This window comes from Shewanella sp. TC10 (assembly GCF_009663145.1).
In the GTDB taxonomy this organism is placed as follows: Bacteria; Pseudomonadota; Gammaproteobacteria; order Enterobacterales; family Shewanellaceae; genus Shewanella.
The window spans coordinates 14,060-33,023 of sequence record NZ_VKHR01000019.1 but is presented as its reverse complement, the minus strand read 5'-3'; the positions used below and the strand labels follow the sequence as shown (position 1 = coordinate 33,023).

At 39.4% G+C, this 18,964-nt stretch carries 17 protein-coding genes and 1 other annotated feature; of the genes, 9 read left to right on the top strand and 8 right to left on the bottom strand.

Annotated features, from left to right (window positions below; translation table 11 throughout):
* The first annotated feature begins 281 nt into the window (after positions 1 to 281).
* The 4 genes from FNZ24_RS08725 to FNZ24_RS08710 all read left to right on the top strand — a co-directional run bounded on the left by FNZ24_RS08725 (position 282) and on the right by FNZ24_RS08710 (position 4,707).
* Complete coding sequence (locus FNZ24_RS08725) at positions 282 to 1,385, top strand: OmpA family protein (RefSeq protein ID WP_153914100.1); 1,104 nt, start codon at positions 282 to 284, stop codon at positions 1,383 to 1,385.
* A 320-nt stretch (positions 1,386 to 1,705) separates the two neighbouring features.
* On the top strand, positions 1,706 to 2,659 hold the full coding sequence (gene tal / locus FNZ24_RS08720) for a transaldolase (RefSeq protein WP_153914099.1): 954 nt from the start codon (positions 1,706 to 1,708) through the stop codon (positions 2,657 to 2,659).
* 25 nt (positions 2,660 to 2,684) lie between these two features.
* On the top strand, positions 2,685 to 4,322 hold the full coding sequence (gene pgi, locus FNZ24_RS08715) for a glucose-6-phosphate isomerase (RefSeq protein WP_153914098.1): 1,638 nt from the start codon (positions 2,685 to 2,687) through the stop codon (positions 4,320 to 4,322).
* Between the two features lie 199 nt (positions 4,323 to 4,521).
* Positions 4,522 to 4,707, top strand: a complete 186-nt coding sequence (locus FNZ24_RS08710; protein WP_055025622.1) for a DUF3545 family protein — start codon at positions 4,522 to 4,524, stop codon at positions 4,705 to 4,707.
* Positions 4,708 to 4,785: 78 nt separating this feature from the next.
* Here the strand turns inward: FNZ24_RS08710 and FNZ24_RS08705 are convergent, their stop codons facing one another.
* The 4 genes from FNZ24_RS08705 to thrA all read right to left on the bottom strand — a co-directional run bounded on the left by FNZ24_RS08705 (position 4,786) and on the right by thrA (position 10,251).
* A complete protein-coding gene (locus tag FNZ24_RS08705) occupies positions 4,786 to 5,340 on the bottom strand; it encodes a hemerythrin domain-containing protein (protein WP_228768424.1) in 555 nt (184 codons plus the stop codon).
* A gap of 198 nt (positions 5,341 to 5,538) precedes the next feature.
* Positions 5,539 to 6,822, bottom strand: coding sequence for a threonine synthase (thrC, locus tag FNZ24_RS08700; RefSeq protein ID WP_153914097.1), 1,284 nt, complete (start codon positions 6,820 to 6,822; stop codon positions 5,539 to 5,541).
* 31 nt (positions 6,823 to 6,853) lie between these two features.
* Complete coding sequence (gene thrB, locus FNZ24_RS08695) at positions 6,854 to 7,786, bottom strand: homoserine kinase (protein ID WP_153914096.1); 933 nt, start codon at positions 7,784 to 7,786, stop codon at positions 6,854 to 6,856.
* Positions 7,783 to 10,251, bottom strand: coding sequence for a bifunctional aspartate kinase/homoserine dehydrogenase I (thrA, locus tag FNZ24_RS08690; RefSeq protein WP_153914095.1), 2,469 nt, complete (start codon positions 10,249 to 10,251; stop codon positions 7,783 to 7,785). The genes thrB and thrA overlap by 4 nt, the downstream gene beginning before the upstream one ends.
* Positions 10,252 to 10,943: 692 nt before the next feature.
* On the opposite strand from thrA, the gene slyD reads away from it, so the two are divergent.
* Together slyD and FNZ24_RS08680 are read left to right on the top strand one after the other, a co-directional pair.
* Positions 10,944 to 11,501 (top strand): peptidylprolyl isomerase, encoded by a 558-nt coding sequence (gene slyD, locus FNZ24_RS08685; protein WP_153914094.1) that lies wholly within the window; start codon positions 10,944 to 10,946, stop codon positions 11,499 to 11,501.
* Positions 11,502 to 11,806: 305 nt separating this feature from the next.
* The gene (locus FNZ24_RS08680; protein WP_153914093.1) at positions 11,807 to 12,196 is read left to right on the top strand and encodes a hypothetical protein; all 390 of its coding nucleotides are present in this window, start codon (positions 11,807 to 11,809) and stop codon (positions 12,194 to 12,196) included.
* Positions 12,197 to 12,226: 30 nt separating this feature from the next.
* Here FNZ24_RS08680 and trpR read toward each other — a convergent pair whose 3' ends face one another.
* On the bottom strand, positions 12,227 to 12,505 hold the full coding sequence (gene trpR / locus FNZ24_RS08675; protein WP_153914092.1) for a trp operon repressor: 279 nt from the start codon (positions 12,503 to 12,505) through the stop codon (positions 12,227 to 12,229).
* A gap of 208 nt (positions 12,506 to 12,713) precedes the next feature.
* On the opposite strand from trpR, the gene FNZ24_RS08670 reads away from it, so the two are divergent.
* Positions 12,714 to 13,163: a c-type cytochrome gene (locus FNZ24_RS08670; RefSeq protein WP_153914091.1), complete on the top strand. Its 450-nt coding sequence runs from the start codon at positions 12,714 to 12,716 to the stop codon at positions 13,161 to 13,163.
* A gap of 174 nt (positions 13,164 to 13,337) precedes the next feature.
* Here FNZ24_RS08670 and FNZ24_RS08665 read toward each other — a convergent pair whose 3' ends face one another.
* Positions 13,338 to 14,018: a cytochrome b/b6 domain-containing protein gene (locus FNZ24_RS08665; protein ID WP_153914090.1), complete on the bottom strand. Its 681-nt coding sequence runs from the start codon at positions 14,016 to 14,018 to the stop codon at positions 13,338 to 13,340.
* A 493-nt stretch (positions 14,019 to 14,511) separates the two neighbouring features.
* Between FNZ24_RS08665 and hpf the strand changes: the two genes are divergently transcribed.
* Entirely contained in the window at positions 14,512 to 14,865 is a 354-nt protein-coding gene (gene hpf / locus FNZ24_RS08660; RefSeq protein WP_153914089.1) for a ribosome hibernation-promoting factor, HPF/YfiA family, read from the top strand.
* 178 nt (positions 14,866 to 15,043) lie between these two features.
* Positions 15,044 to 15,157 (top strand) — a sequence feature (Phe leader region).
* A gap of 64 nt (positions 15,158 to 15,221) precedes the next feature.
* Positions 15,222 to 17,177 (top strand): chorismate mutase, encoded by a 1,956-nt coding sequence (locus FNZ24_RS08655; protein ID WP_153914088.1) that lies wholly within the window; start codon positions 15,222 to 15,224, stop codon positions 17,175 to 17,177.
* A gap of 198 nt (positions 17,178 to 17,375) precedes the next feature.
* Here the strand turns inward: FNZ24_RS08655 and FNZ24_RS08650 are convergent, their stop codons facing one another.
* Both FNZ24_RS08650 and tyrA read right to left on the bottom strand, forming a co-directional pair.
* Positions 17,376 to 17,708, bottom strand: a complete 333-nt coding sequence (locus FNZ24_RS08650; protein WP_153914087.1) for a hypothetical protein — start codon at positions 17,706 to 17,708, stop codon at positions 17,376 to 17,378.
* Positions 17,709 to 17,824: 116 nt separating this feature from the next.
* A complete protein-coding gene (gene tyrA / locus FNZ24_RS08645) occupies positions 17,825 to 18,964 on the bottom strand; it encodes a bifunctional chorismate mutase/prephenate dehydrogenase (RefSeq protein ID WP_153914086.1) in 1,140 nt (379 codons plus the stop codon).

Sequence of the window (18,964 nt, the reverse complement as noted above, 5' to 3'; positions counted from 1 at the left end):
ACTAAAACTAAAGCCCGGGTAACACATTACCATTGTCGATTTATTCGGACTGGCCATTCAAAAAACCTGCATCAAAACAACACCCGGAAACGTTATCGCAATATATAATTAAATAAAATCCAACATTAATCTTTCTTACTATGGAAAACCCTTGAATTTACGACGATAATTAGCTCGCTGGCAAAAGCATAATAGGAACACCACATAAGCGTCAGCGACACTTGTAATAAACAATCTATTTACATGTGTTTTGGTGGAGTAAAATAACAATGGACTTATACATGATGAAGAACACATTAAAAGTAGTATTACTCACCTCAATGTTACCTTTTGCGGCTGTAGCTGAACAAGAGTTAACACCGTGGTACGTAGGTGGTGGCTTAGGTATCAATAACTATGAACCTAACTGCGATCAAAAAACAATGAAAGTGTGCGGTGAAGATGACCCATATGCGTGGGATGTTTTCGGTGGTTACTTATTTAATGATTACTTTGGTGTTGAGCTTGGCTATCGAGATTTAGGTCGAGCTGAATGGACTGACTATAGCAATAAACGTAACGATGTCGGCGCTAGAGGCATGACGTTAGGTTTAGCTGCATTTTTACCTATTAGTGAAAAGTGGAGTTTCTCAGCTGAAGCTGGTGCAATGAACTACCTTATCTCTAATAAGAAAAACTATAATACTGAGTATTATAGTGATAGTGGTATCGCCCCTTACGTTGGCGTTGGGTTTGGTTATAACTTTACTCAAAACCTGAAACTACAAGCTAAATATCGTCGTTATGAAAACTTAGATGATGATAAATACAATACACTCGATATGGAAAGTAACTATTGGGGTCTTGAATTAAGCTACCGTTTTGGCGTAGACAAACCAGCGCCAGTTGTTGCTCCTGTTGTAGCCGCTCCTATCGATTCAGATAACGATGGTGTGCCAGACGATAAAGACATGTGTCCTGATACGCCTTCTACTCATAAAGTAGATGCTAAGGGTTGTACTATATATGAAGACAAACCAATTTCTTCACGTCTAGAAGGTCTATTATTCGATAATGACTCAGCTGAATTAAAACCTGAATCGAATAAGCGTATGGATCAAGCAGCAAAATACTTAAAAGATAATCCACACACTTCAGTTGTTATTGAGGGCCATGCTTCTCATGTAGGTAACGCTGACTACAACATGGATTTATCTGAGCGCCGTGCACAAACCGTTGTTGATACCCTTGTTGAAAAATATGGTATCGATGCTTCACGTTTGAAAGCGGTTGGTTTTGGTGAAGACCGTCCTATTATCGAAGGCACTTCAGCAGAAGCTAACAAGCAAAACCGTCGTATCGAAGCTGTAGTAAGTGGTGCAGAAAAAAGACCTGTACTAAAATAATAACTTAACAGTAAACGTTCATAATAAAAGTCGCTGCTTGCAGCGACTTTTTATTTTAAAACTTTCATTTGAAATTTAACAAACAGAATATTGAAATCCTTATGACCACAAGGTTGTTATCGGTAACAATATTTTAACAAGCTGGCAAAATTGTTAAACAGCTAATAAATTAGATATTAAATAACAAGTTTTACCCTTTAATCGTTCATAAAGGCGTTTTTTATGTAATTTTTTTACAAATTGTGTTGGAAAATACAGTAAAATCGCTTCTAATAACTGCATTGAACAAAATAACTTTGTTACTTGAGAGGGAAATTTCCATGGCGAACACGTTAGCTCAACTAAAAGCACTGACAACCATCGTTGCAGACACCGGCGACATCGAAGCAATTAAACGTTACCAACCTGAAGATGCAACTACTAACCCTTCTCTGATCCTAAAAGCGGCACAAATTCCAGAGTATGCCCCGCTTATTGATGACGCAATTGCTTGGGCAAAAGGTCAGTCAAATGATTCGGCACAACAAGTTGAAGATGCTGGCGATAAATTAGCGGTCAATATTGGCGTAGAGATTTTAAAAATTGTTCCTGGTCGTATTTCAACTGAAGTTGATGCACGTCTTTCATTTGACAAAGCGGGCTCTATCGAAAAAGCTCATAAGCTTATTAAGCTTTATAAAGAAGCAGGGATCGACAAGTCACGTATCTTAATTAAATTGGCTTCAACTTGGGAAGGCATTTGCGCAGCAAAACAACTTGAGCAAGAAGGCATTAACTGTAACCTGACCTTATTGTTTAGTTTTGCTCAAGCTAGAGCCTGTGCTGAAGCTGGCGTATACCTTATATCTCCATTTGTTGGCCGTATTTTAGACTGGTATAAAAAAGATACTGGTCAAGAGTACACAGCTGAAACAGATCCAGGTGTTGTATCAGTCACTGCAATTTACGACTATTACAAACGCCATGGCTATAACACTGTAGTGATGGGAGCAAGCTTCCGTAATACCGGTGAAATTATTGAGCTTGCAGGTTGTGATCGCCTAACGATTGGTCCAGCTCTTTTAGAAGAATTGGCTAACAGCGATGCAGTAATTGCACAAAAGCTTAAGCCAGCAACATCTGTTGAAGCTACTCCTACCCCACTGACTGAAGCTGAATTCCGCTGGGAATACAATCAAGATCCTATGGCAGTAGATAAACTTGCTGAAGGTATTCGTAACTTTGCCATTGACCAAGGAAAGCTAGAGGTCATGCTAAACGAGAAACTTGGTTAATCCGATATTCAATGGAGTGATATGCATGACACATTTAACCCAGAGTAGTACCTGGCAGCAGTTATCTCAAAATGCAGCAGCGTTACCACACATGCGTGAATTATTTGCTCAAAACCCTGCAAGGTTTGAGCAACTGAGTGTAAAAGACTGCGGTTTATTATTAGATTACTCTAAAAACCGCGTTGATGATGAAACCTTAAGCCTATTATTTAAGTTAGCTAAAGAAGCCGACTTACCTAATAAGATTTCAGCCATGTTTAATGGCGATATTATAAACAATACTGAAGGTCGAGCAGTTTTACATACAGCTCTTCGTAGTAAGCCAGAACAAGTCATTATGGCTGAAGGCAGTAATATCGTCCCAGAGGTACAACAAACATTAGCTAAAATGACGCAGTTTGTTGAATCTGTCCAACTTGGCGAATGGAAAGGTTATACCGGTAAAACGATAACTGACGTTGTTAGTATTGGTATTGGCGGTTCTTTCTTAGGGCCTAAAATTGTTTCTCAGGCACTTCGTCCGTACTGGGTTAAAGGTCTTAATTGTCACTTTGTGGCCAATGTTGATGCCAGTTCAATTTGCGAGAAGCTCAAGAATTTAAACGCTGAAACAACATTATTTGTCATGTCGTCTAAGTCTTTTGGTACCCAAGAAACATTAACGAATACCTTGAGCGCTAAAGATTGGTTTCTAGCAAACGGCGGTTCTCAATCCGATGTTGCTAAGCATTTCGTCGCTGTCACATCAAACGTTGCTAAAGCCACTGACTTTGGTATTGATGCCAAAAACATTTTCCCGATGTGGGATTGGGTTGGCGGTCGCTATTCATTATGGTCAGCAATCGGATTACCGATCGCACTTCTTGTTGGTATGGATAACTTCAAGCAACTGCTTGACGGTGCCCACCAGATGGATAACCACTTTGCCAATACGCCACTTGAACAAAACATGCCCGTCATTACGGGGATGCTGTCAGTGCTGTATGGTAACTTCCATAATGCTCAATCTCATGTGGTGTTAACTTACGATCATTACCTTCGAGGCCTGCCTGCTTATTTTCAGCAGCTCGATATGGAAAGTAACGGTAAATCAGTCATGTTAGATGGCACAGAAGTCGATTTCAGTACCGGACCAGTAATATGGGGCGGTGAAGGCACAAATGGCCAGCATGCTTACCACCAGCTTTTGCATCAAGGTACTGCACTCATTCCAGCTGACTTTATTATGCCAATACAGAGTCATAATCCATTAGGTGAACACCACAATCAACTGGCATCCAATTGCTTTGGTCAAACTCAAGCACTAATGCAAGGTCGAACTTTTGATGAAGCGCTAGCTGAGCTATCAGGTCAAAATTTATCTGATACCGAAAAAGCACTCATTTCTAAACATAAAGTGATGAGTGGTAATAAGCCAAGCAACACTATTTTAATGGACAAGCTGACTCCAACGACATTAGGTTCACTTATTGCACTTTATGAGCACAGGACCTTTGTTCAGGGCGCTATATGGCAGATAAACTCATTTGACCAATGGGGTGTAGAACTCGGAAAATTATTGGGGAATGATGTTCTCGATAGGATAGGTGCAGAAAATGACGCTTCCGAGCTAGATTGTTCCAGTAATGCGTTAATTAATTTATATCGACAAGGTCAGATATAAACACTAAAAAAGCCAGCGCAAGCTGGCTTTTTTGTATGAGGTTCATCCAACTCCTTAGCACAAGTCACTATATTATCCAGTCAAGCTTCATTAAATCGTCAGCACACCTTAACAATAATGAAACATAACTATTGCACTATAGCGAAGAAATATGATACTTATTTGCATAGAGACATCATAATAACAAGGGAGGTTTACCATGGATCGATTAGACTATGGTGGTGCGCTAGACCAAGTTGTTGAAAGACCAACTCGCTCAAAAAGCTCGAACAAAAAACGTAAGTGGCGGGAAATAGAGGCGTTAAAGGATAAACAGCGTCTACTTAAAGAACTTCAAGACATCGATACTAGTTTTGATTTTGATTTTGAAACAATGCCACTTTAGGTGTTAATGACTAATTGAATAGTTATTCAAAATAAAAAAGAGCGCCATAGGCGCTCTTTTTGTATCTAAAATATTAAATCACTTTTTATCTACCTGTGAGATATGCAGTTTTAGGTCTTCAAATATCGTCTCATCACTATCACTGAATAGTGGGTCTTCCACTAATTGCTTATCACATTGCGATTTAATCGTCTGCCAGTCATCCTGATCCAGTTGTTTAGCAAATAAAGGAAATAACTCGCTCTCTTCATATTGCATATGCTTTTGCTGAATATCTACATAAGCTTGTAAATCACTCACCAATTTCTCTCTCGAAATGACAACATCTGATAAGATCAAATTTAGGCTATACATTAAGGCACCGGAATACTCAGCCAGTCGACTATGCTCTTCATGTAATTGTGTATCACAAGGCGTGGAAAACTTTTTTACAAAGTAATCGTAGGTAATGTCTTCTAAAGGGTGGTGACTATGCTCGGCATAAACTTGCATGTACTCAACCACATCTCTGATCAGGGCAAAATTCACCGCTTCGCCTTCCGCAAGCTTAGTATTTTTCTTCGCTAATACATTAAGCAAGATAGCAATATGCTTATGATCATTCATAAGCCTTTTCAGTATCATCTTATCCATTATCACCATTCCTTCATGTATAAAGATTAAGCAAACATTGAATATATCCAATCTACACTAGTCGAATTAATGATGTTATGACGAAGATCATAAAATCCAAAATTACAAAAAAAGCTATTTAAAACAACATTAAATAAATTACAAACAATAAAAAAGCACCCTAAGATGCTTTAAAATTGATGCTGGAACTAACTAGGTCTAAGCTAGAGTTTTAAATAAATGTGCTTTTAGCTGTTCAAAGTCTGCAGTCAGTTCAGCCGATAAAATTGGCTTATTCACTACGGCCTCAAGCTCGGCAGGTAACGGCAAGTTTATGTTTAATTGCGCATCCACCACTTCTTTGAATTTAGCAGGATGGGCGGTACCTAAAAATATTCCAGTTTCACCTTCTTCAAGCTCATCAGATAACGCCTGAGCCGCAATAGCAGCATGGGGCTCAGATTGATAACCCAACTGATAAAGCTCACTTAAAGCCTTTGAGGTTTGCACTTCAGTTAAGGCTAACCCTGTGATTGAAGATAAAGGCCAGCCCATCGCTTCACAAATAGCTTCAACACGAGGCCAATTTGACGGTTCAGACACATCCATTGCATTAGACATGGTTGCCACAGTTGCATTTGGCGCCCAATCACCTGCCGTTAAATAACGAGGTACAGTGTCATTTGAATTTGTTGCTGCAATAAAGCGCTTAACTGGTAGGCCCATTGCTTTAGCAAACAAACCTGCAGTTAAATTACCAAAATTGCCACTGGGTACTGAGATAACAATCTCATCGTCACTATTTTGTTTCGCTTGAGCTACCGCTTCAAAGTAATAACAGATTTGTGCCAATAAGCGACTTATATTAATGGAGTTAGCCGAGTTTAAATGCAAACCGTCACGTACATCACTATCATCAAAAGCTTGCTTAACGAGTGTTTGGCAGTCATCAAAATCTGAAGTAACCGCAACGGTGTGAATGTTCTTACCTAAAGTGGTGAACATTTTTTCCTGCAGTTCACTAATCTTTCCTTTTGGGTACATCACAACCACTTGAACCGCATCTAAACCGTAAAAAGCATCTGCCACTGCAGCGCCAGTATCGCCAGAGGTAGCAGTTAAAATTGTGAGCTTCTTATCGCCTGCAAGTAAATTGACACACTGCGCCATAAAACGTGCGCCGAAATCTTTAAAGGCTAATGTTGGGCCATGGAACAACTCTAAACAGGCACGCTTTTCATCAGCTTTAACTAATGGGGCATCAAAGGTAAAAGCATTATCAACAAGTTTATCGACATTAGCTTGGCCTATCTCACTTGCTAACCAGGCACCTAAAATACGTTTACTTCGTGATGCAAAAGGAAGCGCCAATAGTTCATCCATATTTTCAAGTACTGGGATCGACTTAGGAAAAAATAGACCTCTATCTTTGCCTAACCCTAATTGCACTGCTTCGCTGAAACTCACCACTTGTGAAGGGTGCTTTAAATTATATAATTTCATTTTTAACGCCTTAATCAAAAATAATTCAGAGTTAAACCCGACGAGTACCAGACTCATCCAGCTTACAGACATGGGCAAAACCACCAGTCTGAGATAAATAATGTTGCTCTAACCACGCTTGAGCAGCTTGTGCTGTTTCAAGTGAATCAGTAACAGAAAATAACGTAGGACCACTGCCAGAAATACCAGTAGTTAGCATTCCCAGCTTTTCAAGCTCACTTCGTGCATTGCTGTAACCAGGTATTGCATCAGCGCGATATGGCTCAGCCATCACATCTTTCAGTACCGATATAGCAAGGTCAGCATCTTGCTGGTAGCTTGCATGAACAAAAGCACTTAAATGACGGGCAAAATCAATGGCCACAGATTTATCATATTGACTGGGTAATAATTCGCGCATTTTCGCCGTTGAAAGTGAAATACCTGGATAAGCCACAACCCAATACCATTGCTTAAAACTTGGGATAGTCGCGCAAACTTTTTTAGGCGTATTTAGCATTAACTGCATTCCACCTAAATAGCACGGCGCAACATTATCAAAGTGCACACTGCCCGAGATCATTCCCTCAAACTCACCCATTAATAACAATAAAGCTTGTTCATCAAAAGGTCGCTCAAAGTGTTCATTAAGTGCATATAATGCTGCAACAACAGAGCTTGCGCTTGAACCTAAGCCACTTCCTACTGGAAGATTCTTCTCTAATCCAATCGCGACACCTTCTGAGCTGTTTAGCTTTTCTAGAAAAAACTCTGCGCATTGGTAAACAATATTTTGTTTACCGTCATCAGGCAATTTGTGCGCCCAAGGCCCCGATTGAGAGTAATGCACGCCAGTTGCTGCCGCTTCTATCATCACTCTGTCACCTAATAAACTGCCATCAATTGGCGCAAGTGCAGCGCCAAGCAAATCGTAGCCAACTCCGACATTTCCCATCGAAGCAGGTGCATACACTGTTATGCTCATAACCCTACCTCACGAGTCCAATTTAATGTTCTTAACACATCAGCAAATGCTCCAGCAGCTGTCACATCTGTCCCCGCGCCATAACCTCTTAGCACGAATGGAATTGGCTGATAGTAACGACTGTAGAATGCCAGCGCATTCTCGCCGCCTTTAACACTATATAAAGGATCGCTTGCATCCACTTCGGCGATACGTACATAACATTTTCCCGATTCAATTTGCCCCACGTATCGAAGCACTTTTCCTTCAGCCTTGGCAGCTTCAACTCTGGCGCCGACTTCTGCATCAAGTTTAGGAAGGTTATTCATAAAGGTATCGATATCACCTGAATCATCAAACGAACTAGGTAACACAGATTCTACATTGATATCTTCAAGTTCTAATTCCATGCCCACTTCACGAGCTAAAATTAACACTTTACGTGCGACATCCATCCCACTTAAATCCTCACGAGGATCGGGTTCTGTGAAACATTTATCCCGTGCGATTGAAGTTGCTTCAGATAGGCTCATTCCCTCATCTAGCATGCCAAATATATATGAGAGCGAACCCGATAAAATACCGTTAAAACGTTGTAATTTATCGCCTGCAAATAACAGTTTCTTCAGGTTATCTATTACAGGAAGTCCAGCTCCGACTGTCGTTTCATACAAAAACTGACGGCGTTGTAAAAGCGCTGTAGTACGCAGTTTCTGATAATATTGATAATCACGAGTATTCGCTTTCTTATTAGGGGTGACAACATGGAAACCTGCATTCATCGCATCGACATATCTGTCTGAAACTAGCTCACTTGAAGTACAGTCCACTAACACAGGGTTAAGCAATTGCTGCTCTTTGCCCCAATTAAAGAGTTCAGATAAATCATATTGCGTATCACAATCGGCCAGTAATGATTGCCAATTAGCTAAATCAACTCCATCACTGTTTAACAGCATTTTACGTGAGTTAGCAACGCCACACACTCTCATGGTGATATGTTGCTCTTTTAACATTGCAGATTGCTGTTTGATTTGCTCCAACAGCCCTGCGCCAACATTGCCGGCTCCAACTAAGAACACATCCAAATATTGTTGGACATCGAAGAAGGCTTGATGACAGGCACTAATAGCATGTTTGGTTTTACGCTGCTGAATAACGGTTGAAATAGAACGTTCTGATGAACCTTGAGCAATAGCAACAATATTAACGCTTGCTTTAGCAAGTGCGCTGAAGAACTTCGCAGCAGCACCTTTATGGGTTTTCATTCCATCGCCAATTAACGACACAATGGCTAAATCTTGCCTTAATTCAATTGGCTCTAGTAATTCCGATTGGATCTCTAATTCAAATTCTAATTCAAGTGCCTGTTTAGCTTTTTCTGCTTCATCAGTGTTAACACAAAAGCTGATGCTGTACTCAGAAGAACTTTGCGTTATTAAGGAAACAGAGATGCCACTTCTAGATATGGCTTCAAGGGTACGGCTGGCCATTCCCACCATGCCTTTCATGCCAGGACCTGAAATATTAAACATGGTTTGATTATCAAGGTTAGAAATCGCTTTGACCTGTAAACCTGTTTTATCTACTTCATTAGATACCAAAGTCCCTGGAGCTGAGGGGTTAAAACTATTTTTGATGTAGCAAGGAATATGATATTGAGCAATGGGGGCGATTGTTTTTGGATGCAGGACTTTAGCACCAAAATATGACAACTCCATCGCTTCTTGGTAACTCAGCTGCTCTAACAGTTTTGCATCTGCTACCACCCGAGGATCGGTATTATAAACACCATCTACGTCAGTCCAAATTTCACAACTAGAAGCATCCAGACAAGCAGCTAGCACAGCAGCAGAGTAGTCAGAGCCATTACGGCCTAGAGTTACGGTTTTACCTTGTTCATTTGCTGCAGTAAAACCTGGCATGATCCACACTCGCGCTTCATCTAATGCAAGAGCCGCAAACCTAGGCTTACTGACACTAATATCAACGACAGACTCTAATGCTTTTCCGTGAGCCAAGAACAACTGAGTGGGATCAAACTGCGCAGCTGAAAGTGATTTAGCTAACATCACTTGCTCCATTAGCGCTGCAGATAAACGCTCACCAGACACGACCACCTGTGCTTGCACGTGATCTGGACACTCATTGAGCAATTTAATCCCGGTAAGCTTGTCATTCCAATCAAGCAATTGTGAAGCCAGTTTGCTTTCTAACAGGCTTTTTTGTTGTTGTGAAATTAACTGCTCAGCAGCTTCCTCAAACAAGCCATTGAACACATTTTCAATATGATTCAATACAGCAGAGTATTCTTCACCCTTCTGAGCTAAATCAACAAGGTCAAGTAATCCATTTGTGACAGTTGCTGGCGCTGATAACACTGTTGCAATTGATTCCGACTTGGCAGATTCCTCAATGATATCTGCCGCCATCAGAAAGCGCTGCCAATTGGCTAACGAGGTCCCACCAAATTTCATTACTTTCATTTTCTACTCCCTATACTCGCTAGCGCTAAGTTAAATTTAAATTCGAAATATTTTTTAAAGTCTGAAAACAAAAAGCCCGCTTCTTTTTGGGAAGCGGGCTTGTTGTAAAAATTCTTTAGGGTGTACTCAGCCCGCCCCCACAATGTTAATTGTGGTGGTTGTAATAATGGTAGCTACAACGTGGAACTGGATTTTCATCATGACACTCGACTAATTTTTATGTATTTGTTTTGAATTAATAATAGAATTGCTTTTTTACATGTCTGTTGTCAACCCCTTGGCATAGCTTTATTTCAAAGCACATATTCCACATCAATCTAAATTAGCCCTTAAATAGCTTAAACCTCATATTTTATACAATATGGGCAGGCTTTATAGAGTAAAATTGAGATTTACGTTAACGTAAAGGGTAGACGAAGCACCAAATAAAGTACCAAAAAAACAATAGATTAAACCTTTCACTGGCTAAATTTAATACACTAATAGTATAAACATAAGCTTTAGGGCTAAAAAAACTATCAAGCTTTGTTAATCAGTATTCTTAACTTCATTACTTTTTTATTCCTAGATGAAATTGATTCATCTAACTGAATTTCCAAAACATGTGATTGAATAAGCAAAAGCTGATACAAATCATTTCCCCTAATAACAAAAAGTATTATCATGCCGCCACATTATGAATTGGAGTCGTTATGAAAATCACAAAACATTCAGCAGTGACTATTCACTACCGTTTAAAAGACCAAGATGGACAGCTAATCGAAAGTTCATTTGAAGCTGAGCCTATGGTTTATCTTCATGGCACTGAAGGCTTAATCCCTGGTTTAGAAACCGAGCTTGAAGGTAAAGTAGCTGGTGATAAGTTTGATACCAACATTCCTACTGAATTTGCATACGGCGAATACCACGAAGGCCTTAAACAGGAAGTTCCTCTAGAAGCTTTCGGCGATATTGAAGATATTGTTCCTGGTATGCGTTTTATTGCTGAAACTGAAATGGGTCAACGTCCAGTTCAAGTGACTGAAGTAAAAGATACCGTAGTCGTAGTTGATGGTAACCATCCTTTAGCAGGTCAAGCCTTAAACTTCAGTGTTGAAGTTATGGACGTTCGCGAAGCGACTGCTGAGGAAGTAGCACACGGCCATGTACATGCAGCAGGCGGGTGTGGTCACGACCATGCTCACGAGCATGAACAATGTGATACTGAAAAGCCAGGTTGTGACGGAAACGGCGGCTGTGGCTGTCATTAAGCGATAAGTATAATTAAGCACATTTGCTTAATTCAATAACTTAGCGATTTAATACTAAACCTAAAGTTTGAAATCAAAGATACGTTAGCCAATTTTTTGGGTAACGTATTTTTTTTGCGTTATTATTCATATTAGTTGATTAGTATTTACAAGCGTAAATATGCATTAACTAACACAAGTAAAAGAGACCAATTAAGCCAGCACTCTGAATTATTCAGGAGTGTACTCGTAGTAAGCCATAGCTGAGGTTATAGACTTAACCTGAAGAGACTTACTTATGATTAATCACAAGCGACGGAGTGCTTATGTTAATTAAACCGATTTATGAGATTTTGCCTTTCACTTACATGGTTATAGGTGCAGGTAGCGTTGCCTTGCTCAAAGAGCCATACGCCATCATTGCTTCACTGCTGGTATTTTTTTACGGTGCGCACATTTGGAATCAGCGTTCAAAAAACCGCAGAACAGACCGCAAAAGAAAACGAATTTCAGGCATACTGCCCGAGTCAATTTATGGTTACCTGCCATTTATATACATCATGTCAGCCGGTTTAATATTTCGCTTTCTTTCTAGAGACTCAGGTGTCGTTATTGCAATTTGTCTATTCACCTATGGGACTTATATCTTAATAAGAAGAATAAGCTATCGACACCATAAAATCCCCAGCGTTCAGGCAAGAGCTAAATTCAACTGATTTAAGATGAATGGCTTGTCACTAACTATACTAATCCAACAATAACTGTTGGATTTTTTGTTTCTGCTCTGGCTGCATATTTTTTAAATAATTTGAACAACGAGTAATAGTGGCAATACTCACTTGATAATCAGCCGAGATTTGTCGTTGGCTTAGATCGCCCTCTAGTAATAACTGAAACACTTTCAATCGCCCAGCTACAGCACTTCGTTCTTCTTCAGTTAACAGTAACTGAAACAAAATACCCAATTCATCAGAATTTGGATAGCTTAGTACTTTTTCGACAACAGAATCCCAATCGGCTCGCATAACACTCTCTTTTAGTAATGCCTCAACAGTACAAAGTGTACCAATTTTTCTTATCCAGCAAAAAGTAAATCTGCATTTAATTTTATTTTCGCATTTTTCTCAATTTTCGTTACAAATACACGCAAACAAGTCTCGCACTCAGATCAAAATTATGTGTAAAATGTGACTTACACCACCTGTCATATAATTAGAAAATAAGAGAAAACTTATGAAAAGCACAATTTTTGCAATCGCTGTGAGCGCGCTACTTATCCCATCAGTTAATGCACATAACTTTGAGGATGCTGATGATGCAATTGATTACCGTAAATCAGGATTTAGTCTGATCCGTTATCAATTTGGTGATATGGGCGCAATGTTAAAAGGTAAAAAGGATTTTGACTTAACTGTGTTTCAAACTCGCGCTGCAAACCTTGACGCACTATCAAAGATACCTCATGAAGGTTTCATTGATGGTTCAGACAAAGGTGATACAGAAGCACTTGCAAAGGTTTGGAGCAACAAAGCTGATTTTGATAGCAAGATGACCACATTCCAAGAGAATGCTGCTAAGTTAAATATTGCTGCTCAAACTGGTGACAAAAAACAAATTAAGCAAGCATTTGGCAATACAGGTAAAAGCTGTAAAGGTTGCCACGATATGTACAAGAAAGACTAACCTTCTTTCAATAGAATGATAGTGATTCAATAGATGATTAATCACAAGCAATAAAAAGCCCACGCGAGTGGGCTTTTTATTGCTTGTCAGGTACAACACATAAATGCGTTAGGCCCCATGACAACAAGTTTCATTCTAAAAATTGTTACAATAACCAAGCTTACTTTATTGCTGTTAGAGATACGCTACAATGGGTGCGATTAACCAATAGCCAATCACTAAACCAATCAAAGCAACTATCACAATAGCTAAAAGTGACGAGGTCATTTTAGGCTCTTTTGATAACTTTTTGTACTCTTCATCGGTAAGTTTTTTATTACCCGAAACCATAGCCGTCACTAAGTTGTTCCCCTTAATTGCATAAAGCAAAATGACAGATACATGCAATATAATACAGCCTAAAATCACATTAAAATTGACTTTATGTAGCCAAGTAAACCATGCACCTACATCTGAAGACACCATTGAATATAAAGGGCCTTCAGTAAAAATATCATCACTAGAAAATAAACCGCTAAATAACTGTAAGCTTAAAACCGTTAGCATAAACAAAACCATATAGCCTCCAAGAGGGTTATGGCCAACAACGGTCGATTCTTGCTTACCCGTGAGATAGTTCAGTACTTTTTTAGGGCCGGCAACAAAATCTGTAAAGCGTGAGGTTTCACTGCCAACAACACCCCATAAAAGTCTTGAAATAATCAACACCATAAAGCTATAGGCACATATTTGATGCCACTCCATTTCACCGCTATCAGCAGTCCACCACAGTGAAAATAGCAACCCAACTGTGAGCCAATGAAATAAACGAGTGGGTATATCCCATACCTTAATTTTTTTTTGTTCTATACTCATATTATTCGCCGTAAAATCTATTAAAAGTAATAATTAATAGATTGTACTCAATATCGATTATAAAGGCACCCAACTACCTCTGATAGGGTAGAAACGTAAAGATAAGTAATGAATGTGTGCAAAAATCGCAGTTTTTAACAAGCGAATACTCTTTATACAAGACTGTAGTTATACAAGACTAGAGTAAAAAGGAATTGAGCAAGATTTTAGAAAGAAAATTCAAGAAAAATGAAGCGTGTTGGGACTGAAGCAACAGGTTATTTTGTAAACAAGATTAACTGAAATTTAAGATTCACTGACTGTGTTATCCATTCCAATATGAGCTTAATAAATCGAGATTACAAGTAAATTTGGAGACTTTTTTGTCCATTTTGTCTAAGCGATCAAATAAGAATCAAACAGACTAAAATAGCCATAAAATGTGATTTAGATCACGATTTTTGTCTGTAAGCTTGGTAACCTGAATTCAAGCAAACAACAGAAGGTTCGAAATATGCTGAAAATCACTAGCAAGCAACTTGAAGTCACTGCACCAATTCTTGAACGCATCGAAGGACAGTTTGAAAAGTTAACACGACACGATATTCAATTAATAAACCCACACGTTATCATTACTCAGGAAAAGCAAAACTTTAAGATTGAGTCTTCAGTAGGCTTGCCAAGTGGAGAATTATTTGCCCAGGCGAAAAACGAGAACCTTTACGCAGCAATTACTGCAATGGGTAAAAAGCTGGAGAAACAGCTAAATCGCCTGACCCATAAACCCCTAGCTCAACGTCACGTTTCGCCAACAGCTGAAACAAATGATGACTTCGAGTATGACTATAAGGAGGAAACAGCGGCTTGACGATTTATTTAATATTTAACCAAGAGCGCACCCTCGGGTGCGCTTTTTAATGCTTCAAATTTGTCAGTTTAGCTTTCAAAAGTTTCTCAACCTACGCCATACAACAGATTATGAGCAATCTTCAGCATAATTCGATTGACACATCCCCCTCAGCCCTTTAGTTTTAATGTGATGAAAACATTTACCTATAACGATTTTATTTTCTTTTTTATGCAGCCCCCATATTGAGGCGGATTTTTTGTGTAAAAACGAAAATGAAATATGAAGCCTCCCACTTGGGGGGCTTTTTATTATTAATTTTTAAATCCTATCTGTTAAACAGGTATGTCAGCTAAGTAGTCGTCATTGAGGCAAATATGAACAAAGCGCCAGAGTTAAACCAAACCCGCAAACAGATCACCGCCTTAGATAAAGAACTACTGTCTTTATTATCTAAACGACGTGACTTAAGTTTAGATGTGGCTCGCAGCAAAGAAGTCGATGTCAGACCTATACGTGACACCCAAAGAGAAAAAGAATTATTAGCAAGACTGGTTGAACAAGGCCGTGAACACGGTTTAGATGCACATTTTGTTATTTCACTGTATCAAAGCATTATTGAAGACTCGGTACTCAACCAGCAAGCCTATTTACATGGCAGAGCAAACCCTGAAATACAGCAGCAACAATCCACAATAGCCTATTTAGGTGCCCGTGGTTCATATTCATACTTAGCAGCCAGTCGTTTCTGCCAACGTCGTCAAGTTGAAATGGTTGACTTAGGCTGCCAAAGTTTTGATGAAATCATCAAATCAGTTGAACTTGGCCATGCGGATCTCGGATTCTTACCCATTGAAAATACATCTTCTGGTTCAATCAATGAAGTTTACGATGTACTTCAACACACCTCGCTATCAATTGTAGGCGAAACGACCATTGAAGTTGGTCATTGTTTACTGACAAAGAATGGCGCGAGTGTAGACAAGGTAACAACAGTATTTGCGCATCCACAACCTATTAGTCAATGTAGCCATTGGCTATCACAGCACCCTAACCTGACGCTCGCGTATTGTTCAAGCAGTGCAGAAGCCATGCAAAAAGTCATTGATGCTGATGATGACAGTGTCGCTGCCATCGGCAGTGCTGAAGGCGGTGCTTTATATCAATTAAATGCTGCAGAAACAGGCTTAGCCAACCAAAAAATTAATCAAAGTCGCTTTATTGTTGTAGCAAGAAAAGCAGTAGCAGTACCTTCTCAGTTACCAGCTAAAACCACGCTAATTATGGCGACAGGTCAAAAGCCTGGTGCTCTGGTAGAAACATTACTTGTTTTAAAAGCCCATAATATCAATATGAGCAAACTTGAATCTCGTCCTATTCCTGGCACACCTTGGGAAGAGATGTTTTATTTAGACGTAGATGCTAATTTGGCTACAAATGAACTCCAACAGGCATTAAAAGAGCTTGAACGACTAACTCGCTTTATAAAAGTATTAGGCTGTTACCCTTGTGAAACGGTCAAACCTACTCAGCTGAACAACAGCCAACTGCTCATTGAACCTATTAGCTCAAAAGAAGTGGTAGCAGCTCCTTCACAAGATGAAGATGCACCAAAGTATTCAAAGCTATACCGTCAGCAACACACTCAAATTGAAGTTAATCAATTTAACGTGGGCGGAGAAGACTTCGCAGCAATGCAGCAATTAACACTACCAATGGCCGCTGATGTTTTTGCAGGCAAAGTTAAACAGATTAAAGAAGCTGGCTTTCAAGCAGTGTTATTGAATAATCCAACATCAGCTAATTTAAACGCTGCAGAGTTAAAAGATTATTGTCATTTAATCGCACAAGCAGGTTTGACGAGCTCGGTGCAGGTTGATTCAGTCAATGACTTTAATGAAACAGTCAAAGTCACAGACATGGTTTATCTTGCTGGTAAAGAGATGTACAACGATGAGTTACTGACCTTAGCGGGTTCCGTTACAACGCCTGTTTTATTAGAGCGAAATACCATGGCCAGTACTGCCGATTGGCTAGCCGCAGCCAATAAAATCTTATCTCAAGGTAACCAACAATTGATTCTAATTGAAGCCGGGATTAGAAGCTTTAATAGCCCAGAGCAACTTGTACTTGATCTTGCTGGATTAATTGAAGTGGTTACTGAAAGTCATTTACCTGTCTTAGGTAATATTAGCTATGCAGTAGAAGATAAATTAATAAAACAACAATCCAATGCCATAAAACAACTTGGCGCAAGCGGTGTGATCATTAATGAGAAACAGCTGAGTTGTAATGACACTCAAGCCGAACTACTGCATCAATTACATCAGTAATACTCTTGCCCTTTCAGTAAGGGTTAGTTCATTAAACTAGCCCTTTTAATGGTTCATTAGTAAGGCGTATTTGAAGGCCATGTTTAAAAAGTGGTATCCAAAAGCTTAAAATAAAAAACCGAACTGATTAGTTCGGTTTTTTGTTATTTAAATTAGCGCTTTGATTTACTTAAAAGCCACTAAAGTCACTCATTAGTATCAATACATACTGACACTGTCATTTAAACCTAGCCAACCTTTAAAAATGCGGTAGCTGAACCAGAGTAATGCAAACATGAATACTGGTACGCTTAACCAAAGCTGAGGAATAAAATAGCCAATAATCAGTAAAGGGATTAACCCAGTAATACTGTTCCGTTGCCAACGTAAATGCGAAGACAATAAAGAACGCGAAGCAATGTTGGTTTGTGAGATATTAATGATCAAGCTAAAAAATACAGGTAAAAAAAATAAAGGAAATGCACTCATTAACGCATATAAAAAATGCCCGAGTGATAAATCTTCTGCGGTATAAACCTCAGTTTCTGTCATCAGATTTCACTCCTATTACGTTAAAATTAAGGGAGTTACTATTCGCAACCCCCTTATAACAATAATCCTAGATTTGCCATTACGCAATCTTTTGCCCGTTTATCATGAAAAATTATTTAATTGGTTTTCATATCATTGACAGACTGCAGCATTGCTCTACTTTCGTGTTGAAATTGCGGCGCAAAATCACCGAACCATTTAGCAACATCTCTAAATTGCGCTACAAACGCATCACGATTACCGGTTTTTAATAAGTCCAATGCATCACGGTAATTATCAAGGTAGTCACTAATAGCGACTTGGCTGCCTTCTTGTGCAAATATGATATCGGCATAAAGCTCAGGATCTTGAGCAAACAAACGCCCTACCATGGCTAACTCAAGGCGGTAAATTGGTGAACTGAATTGTAATAAGCTTTCAATATCCGCTTCTTCTTTACATAGGTTCACACCATAAACAAAGCTTGAAAAATGTCGCATAGCTTGCACTAACTGCATCGCTTTATCGTGACGTTCTGCATCTTCATTAACGATACGAGCGCCCCAAATGGTAATTTGCTCTAAGAACCATTGGTATTTTTCAGTATCACGGCCGTCACACACCACTACCACCTGTTTTGCCAAGCTACCAACGTCAGGACCGAACATAGGATGTAATCCCACAACAGGGCCACTGTGCGCTTCTAGCATTGCATTAAGAGGTTCTGACTTAATAGAAGTTAAGTCCGCTAAAATGCAATGCTCAGGTAAATTGTTTAACTTGCTCCGAATGAGTTCGCAAGTCACATTGATAGGCACGGTAACAATCACCATTCCAGCACCATCAAATAGTTCATCAGCTCTGTGCCAATCGTCTTTATCTAAGCTTTTTACTTGATAACCTGAAAGCGTCAGCATTTGGCTGAATAAACCACCTAATTGCCCTTCTCCACCCACAATAACAATATGGCCAAGGTCAGTTTTAACTTGTTTAAAGCCTACATCCTTTTCATTCAAGTAGGATTCACGCATCAAGCGTCTTAAAATATCTTCGATTAACTGAGGTGAAATATCCATTTCGCTGGCTTCTTTGCGACGCTTTGCCAACATTGAAGCTTCACGCTGAGGAGCATAAATAGGTACTCCTGCAGCATGCTTGACCGTACCGACTTGCGCAACAAGATCGAGACGCTTACGGAGTAAATTTAATAATTGTTGGTCAACGCCATCAATGAGGTCTCGTAAGTTTTCTAAATCTAATGTGGTTTTTTCATTCAT

Coding starts and splice junctions, on each gene's coding strand:
- FNZ24_RS08705 (WP_228768424.1), bottom strand. CDS start 5,340: ATGGATAAGATGATACTGAAAAGGCTTATGAATGATCATAAGCATATT.
- pgi (WP_153914098.1), top strand. CDS start 2,685: ATGACACATTTAACCCAGAGTAGTACCTGGCAGCAGTTATCTCAAAAT.
- tal (WP_153914099.1), top strand. CDS start 1,706: ATGGCGAACACGTTAGCTCAACTAAAAGCACTGACAACCATCGTTGCA.
- FNZ24_RS08655 (WP_153914088.1), top strand. CDS start 15,222: ATGAACAAAGCGCCAGAGTTAAACCAAACCCGCAAACAGATCACCGCC.
- thrC (WP_153914097.1), bottom strand. CDS start 6,822: ATGAAATTATATAATTTAAAGCACCCTTCACAAGTGGTGAGTTTCAGC.
- FNZ24_RS08670 (WP_153914091.1), top strand. CDS start 12,714: ATGAAAAGCACAATTTTTGCAATCGCTGTGAGCGCGCTACTTATCCCA.
- FNZ24_RS08725 (WP_153914100.1), top strand. CDS start 282: ATGATGAAGAACACATTAAAAGTAGTATTACTCACCTCAATGTTACCT.
- slyD (WP_153914094.1), top strand. CDS start 10,944: ATGAAAATCACAAAACATTCAGCAGTGACTATTCACTACCGTTTAAAA.
- FNZ24_RS08710 (WP_055025622.1), top strand. CDS start 4,522: ATGGATCGATTAGACTATGGTGGTGCGCTAGACCAAGTTGTTGAAAGA.
- thrA (WP_153914095.1), bottom strand. CDS start 10,251: ATGAAAGTAATGAAATTTGGTGGGACCTCGTTAGCCAATTGGCAGCGC.
- hpf (WP_153914089.1), top strand. CDS start 14,512: ATGCTGAAAATCACTAGCAAGCAACTTGAAGTCACTGCACCAATTCTT.
- tyrA (WP_153914086.1), bottom strand. CDS start 18,964: ATGAATGAAAAAACCACATTAGATTTAGAAAACTTACGAGACCTCATT.
- FNZ24_RS08650 (WP_153914087.1), bottom strand. CDS start 17,708: ATGACAGAAACTGAGGTTTATACCGCAGAAGATTTATCACTCGGGCAT.
- FNZ24_RS08680 (WP_153914093.1), top strand. CDS start 11,807: ATGTTAATTAAACCGATTTATGAGATTTTGCCTTTCACTTACATGGTT.
- trpR (WP_153914092.1), bottom strand. CDS start 12,505: ATGCGAGCCGATTGGGATTCTGTTGTCGAAAAAGTACTAAGCTATCCA.
- thrB (WP_153914096.1), bottom strand. CDS start 7,786: ATGAGCATAACAGTGTATGCACCTGCTTCGATGGGAAATGTCGGAGTT.
- FNZ24_RS08665 (WP_153914090.1), bottom strand. CDS start 14,018: ATGAGTATAGAACAAAAAAAAATTAAGGTATGGGATATACCCACTCGT.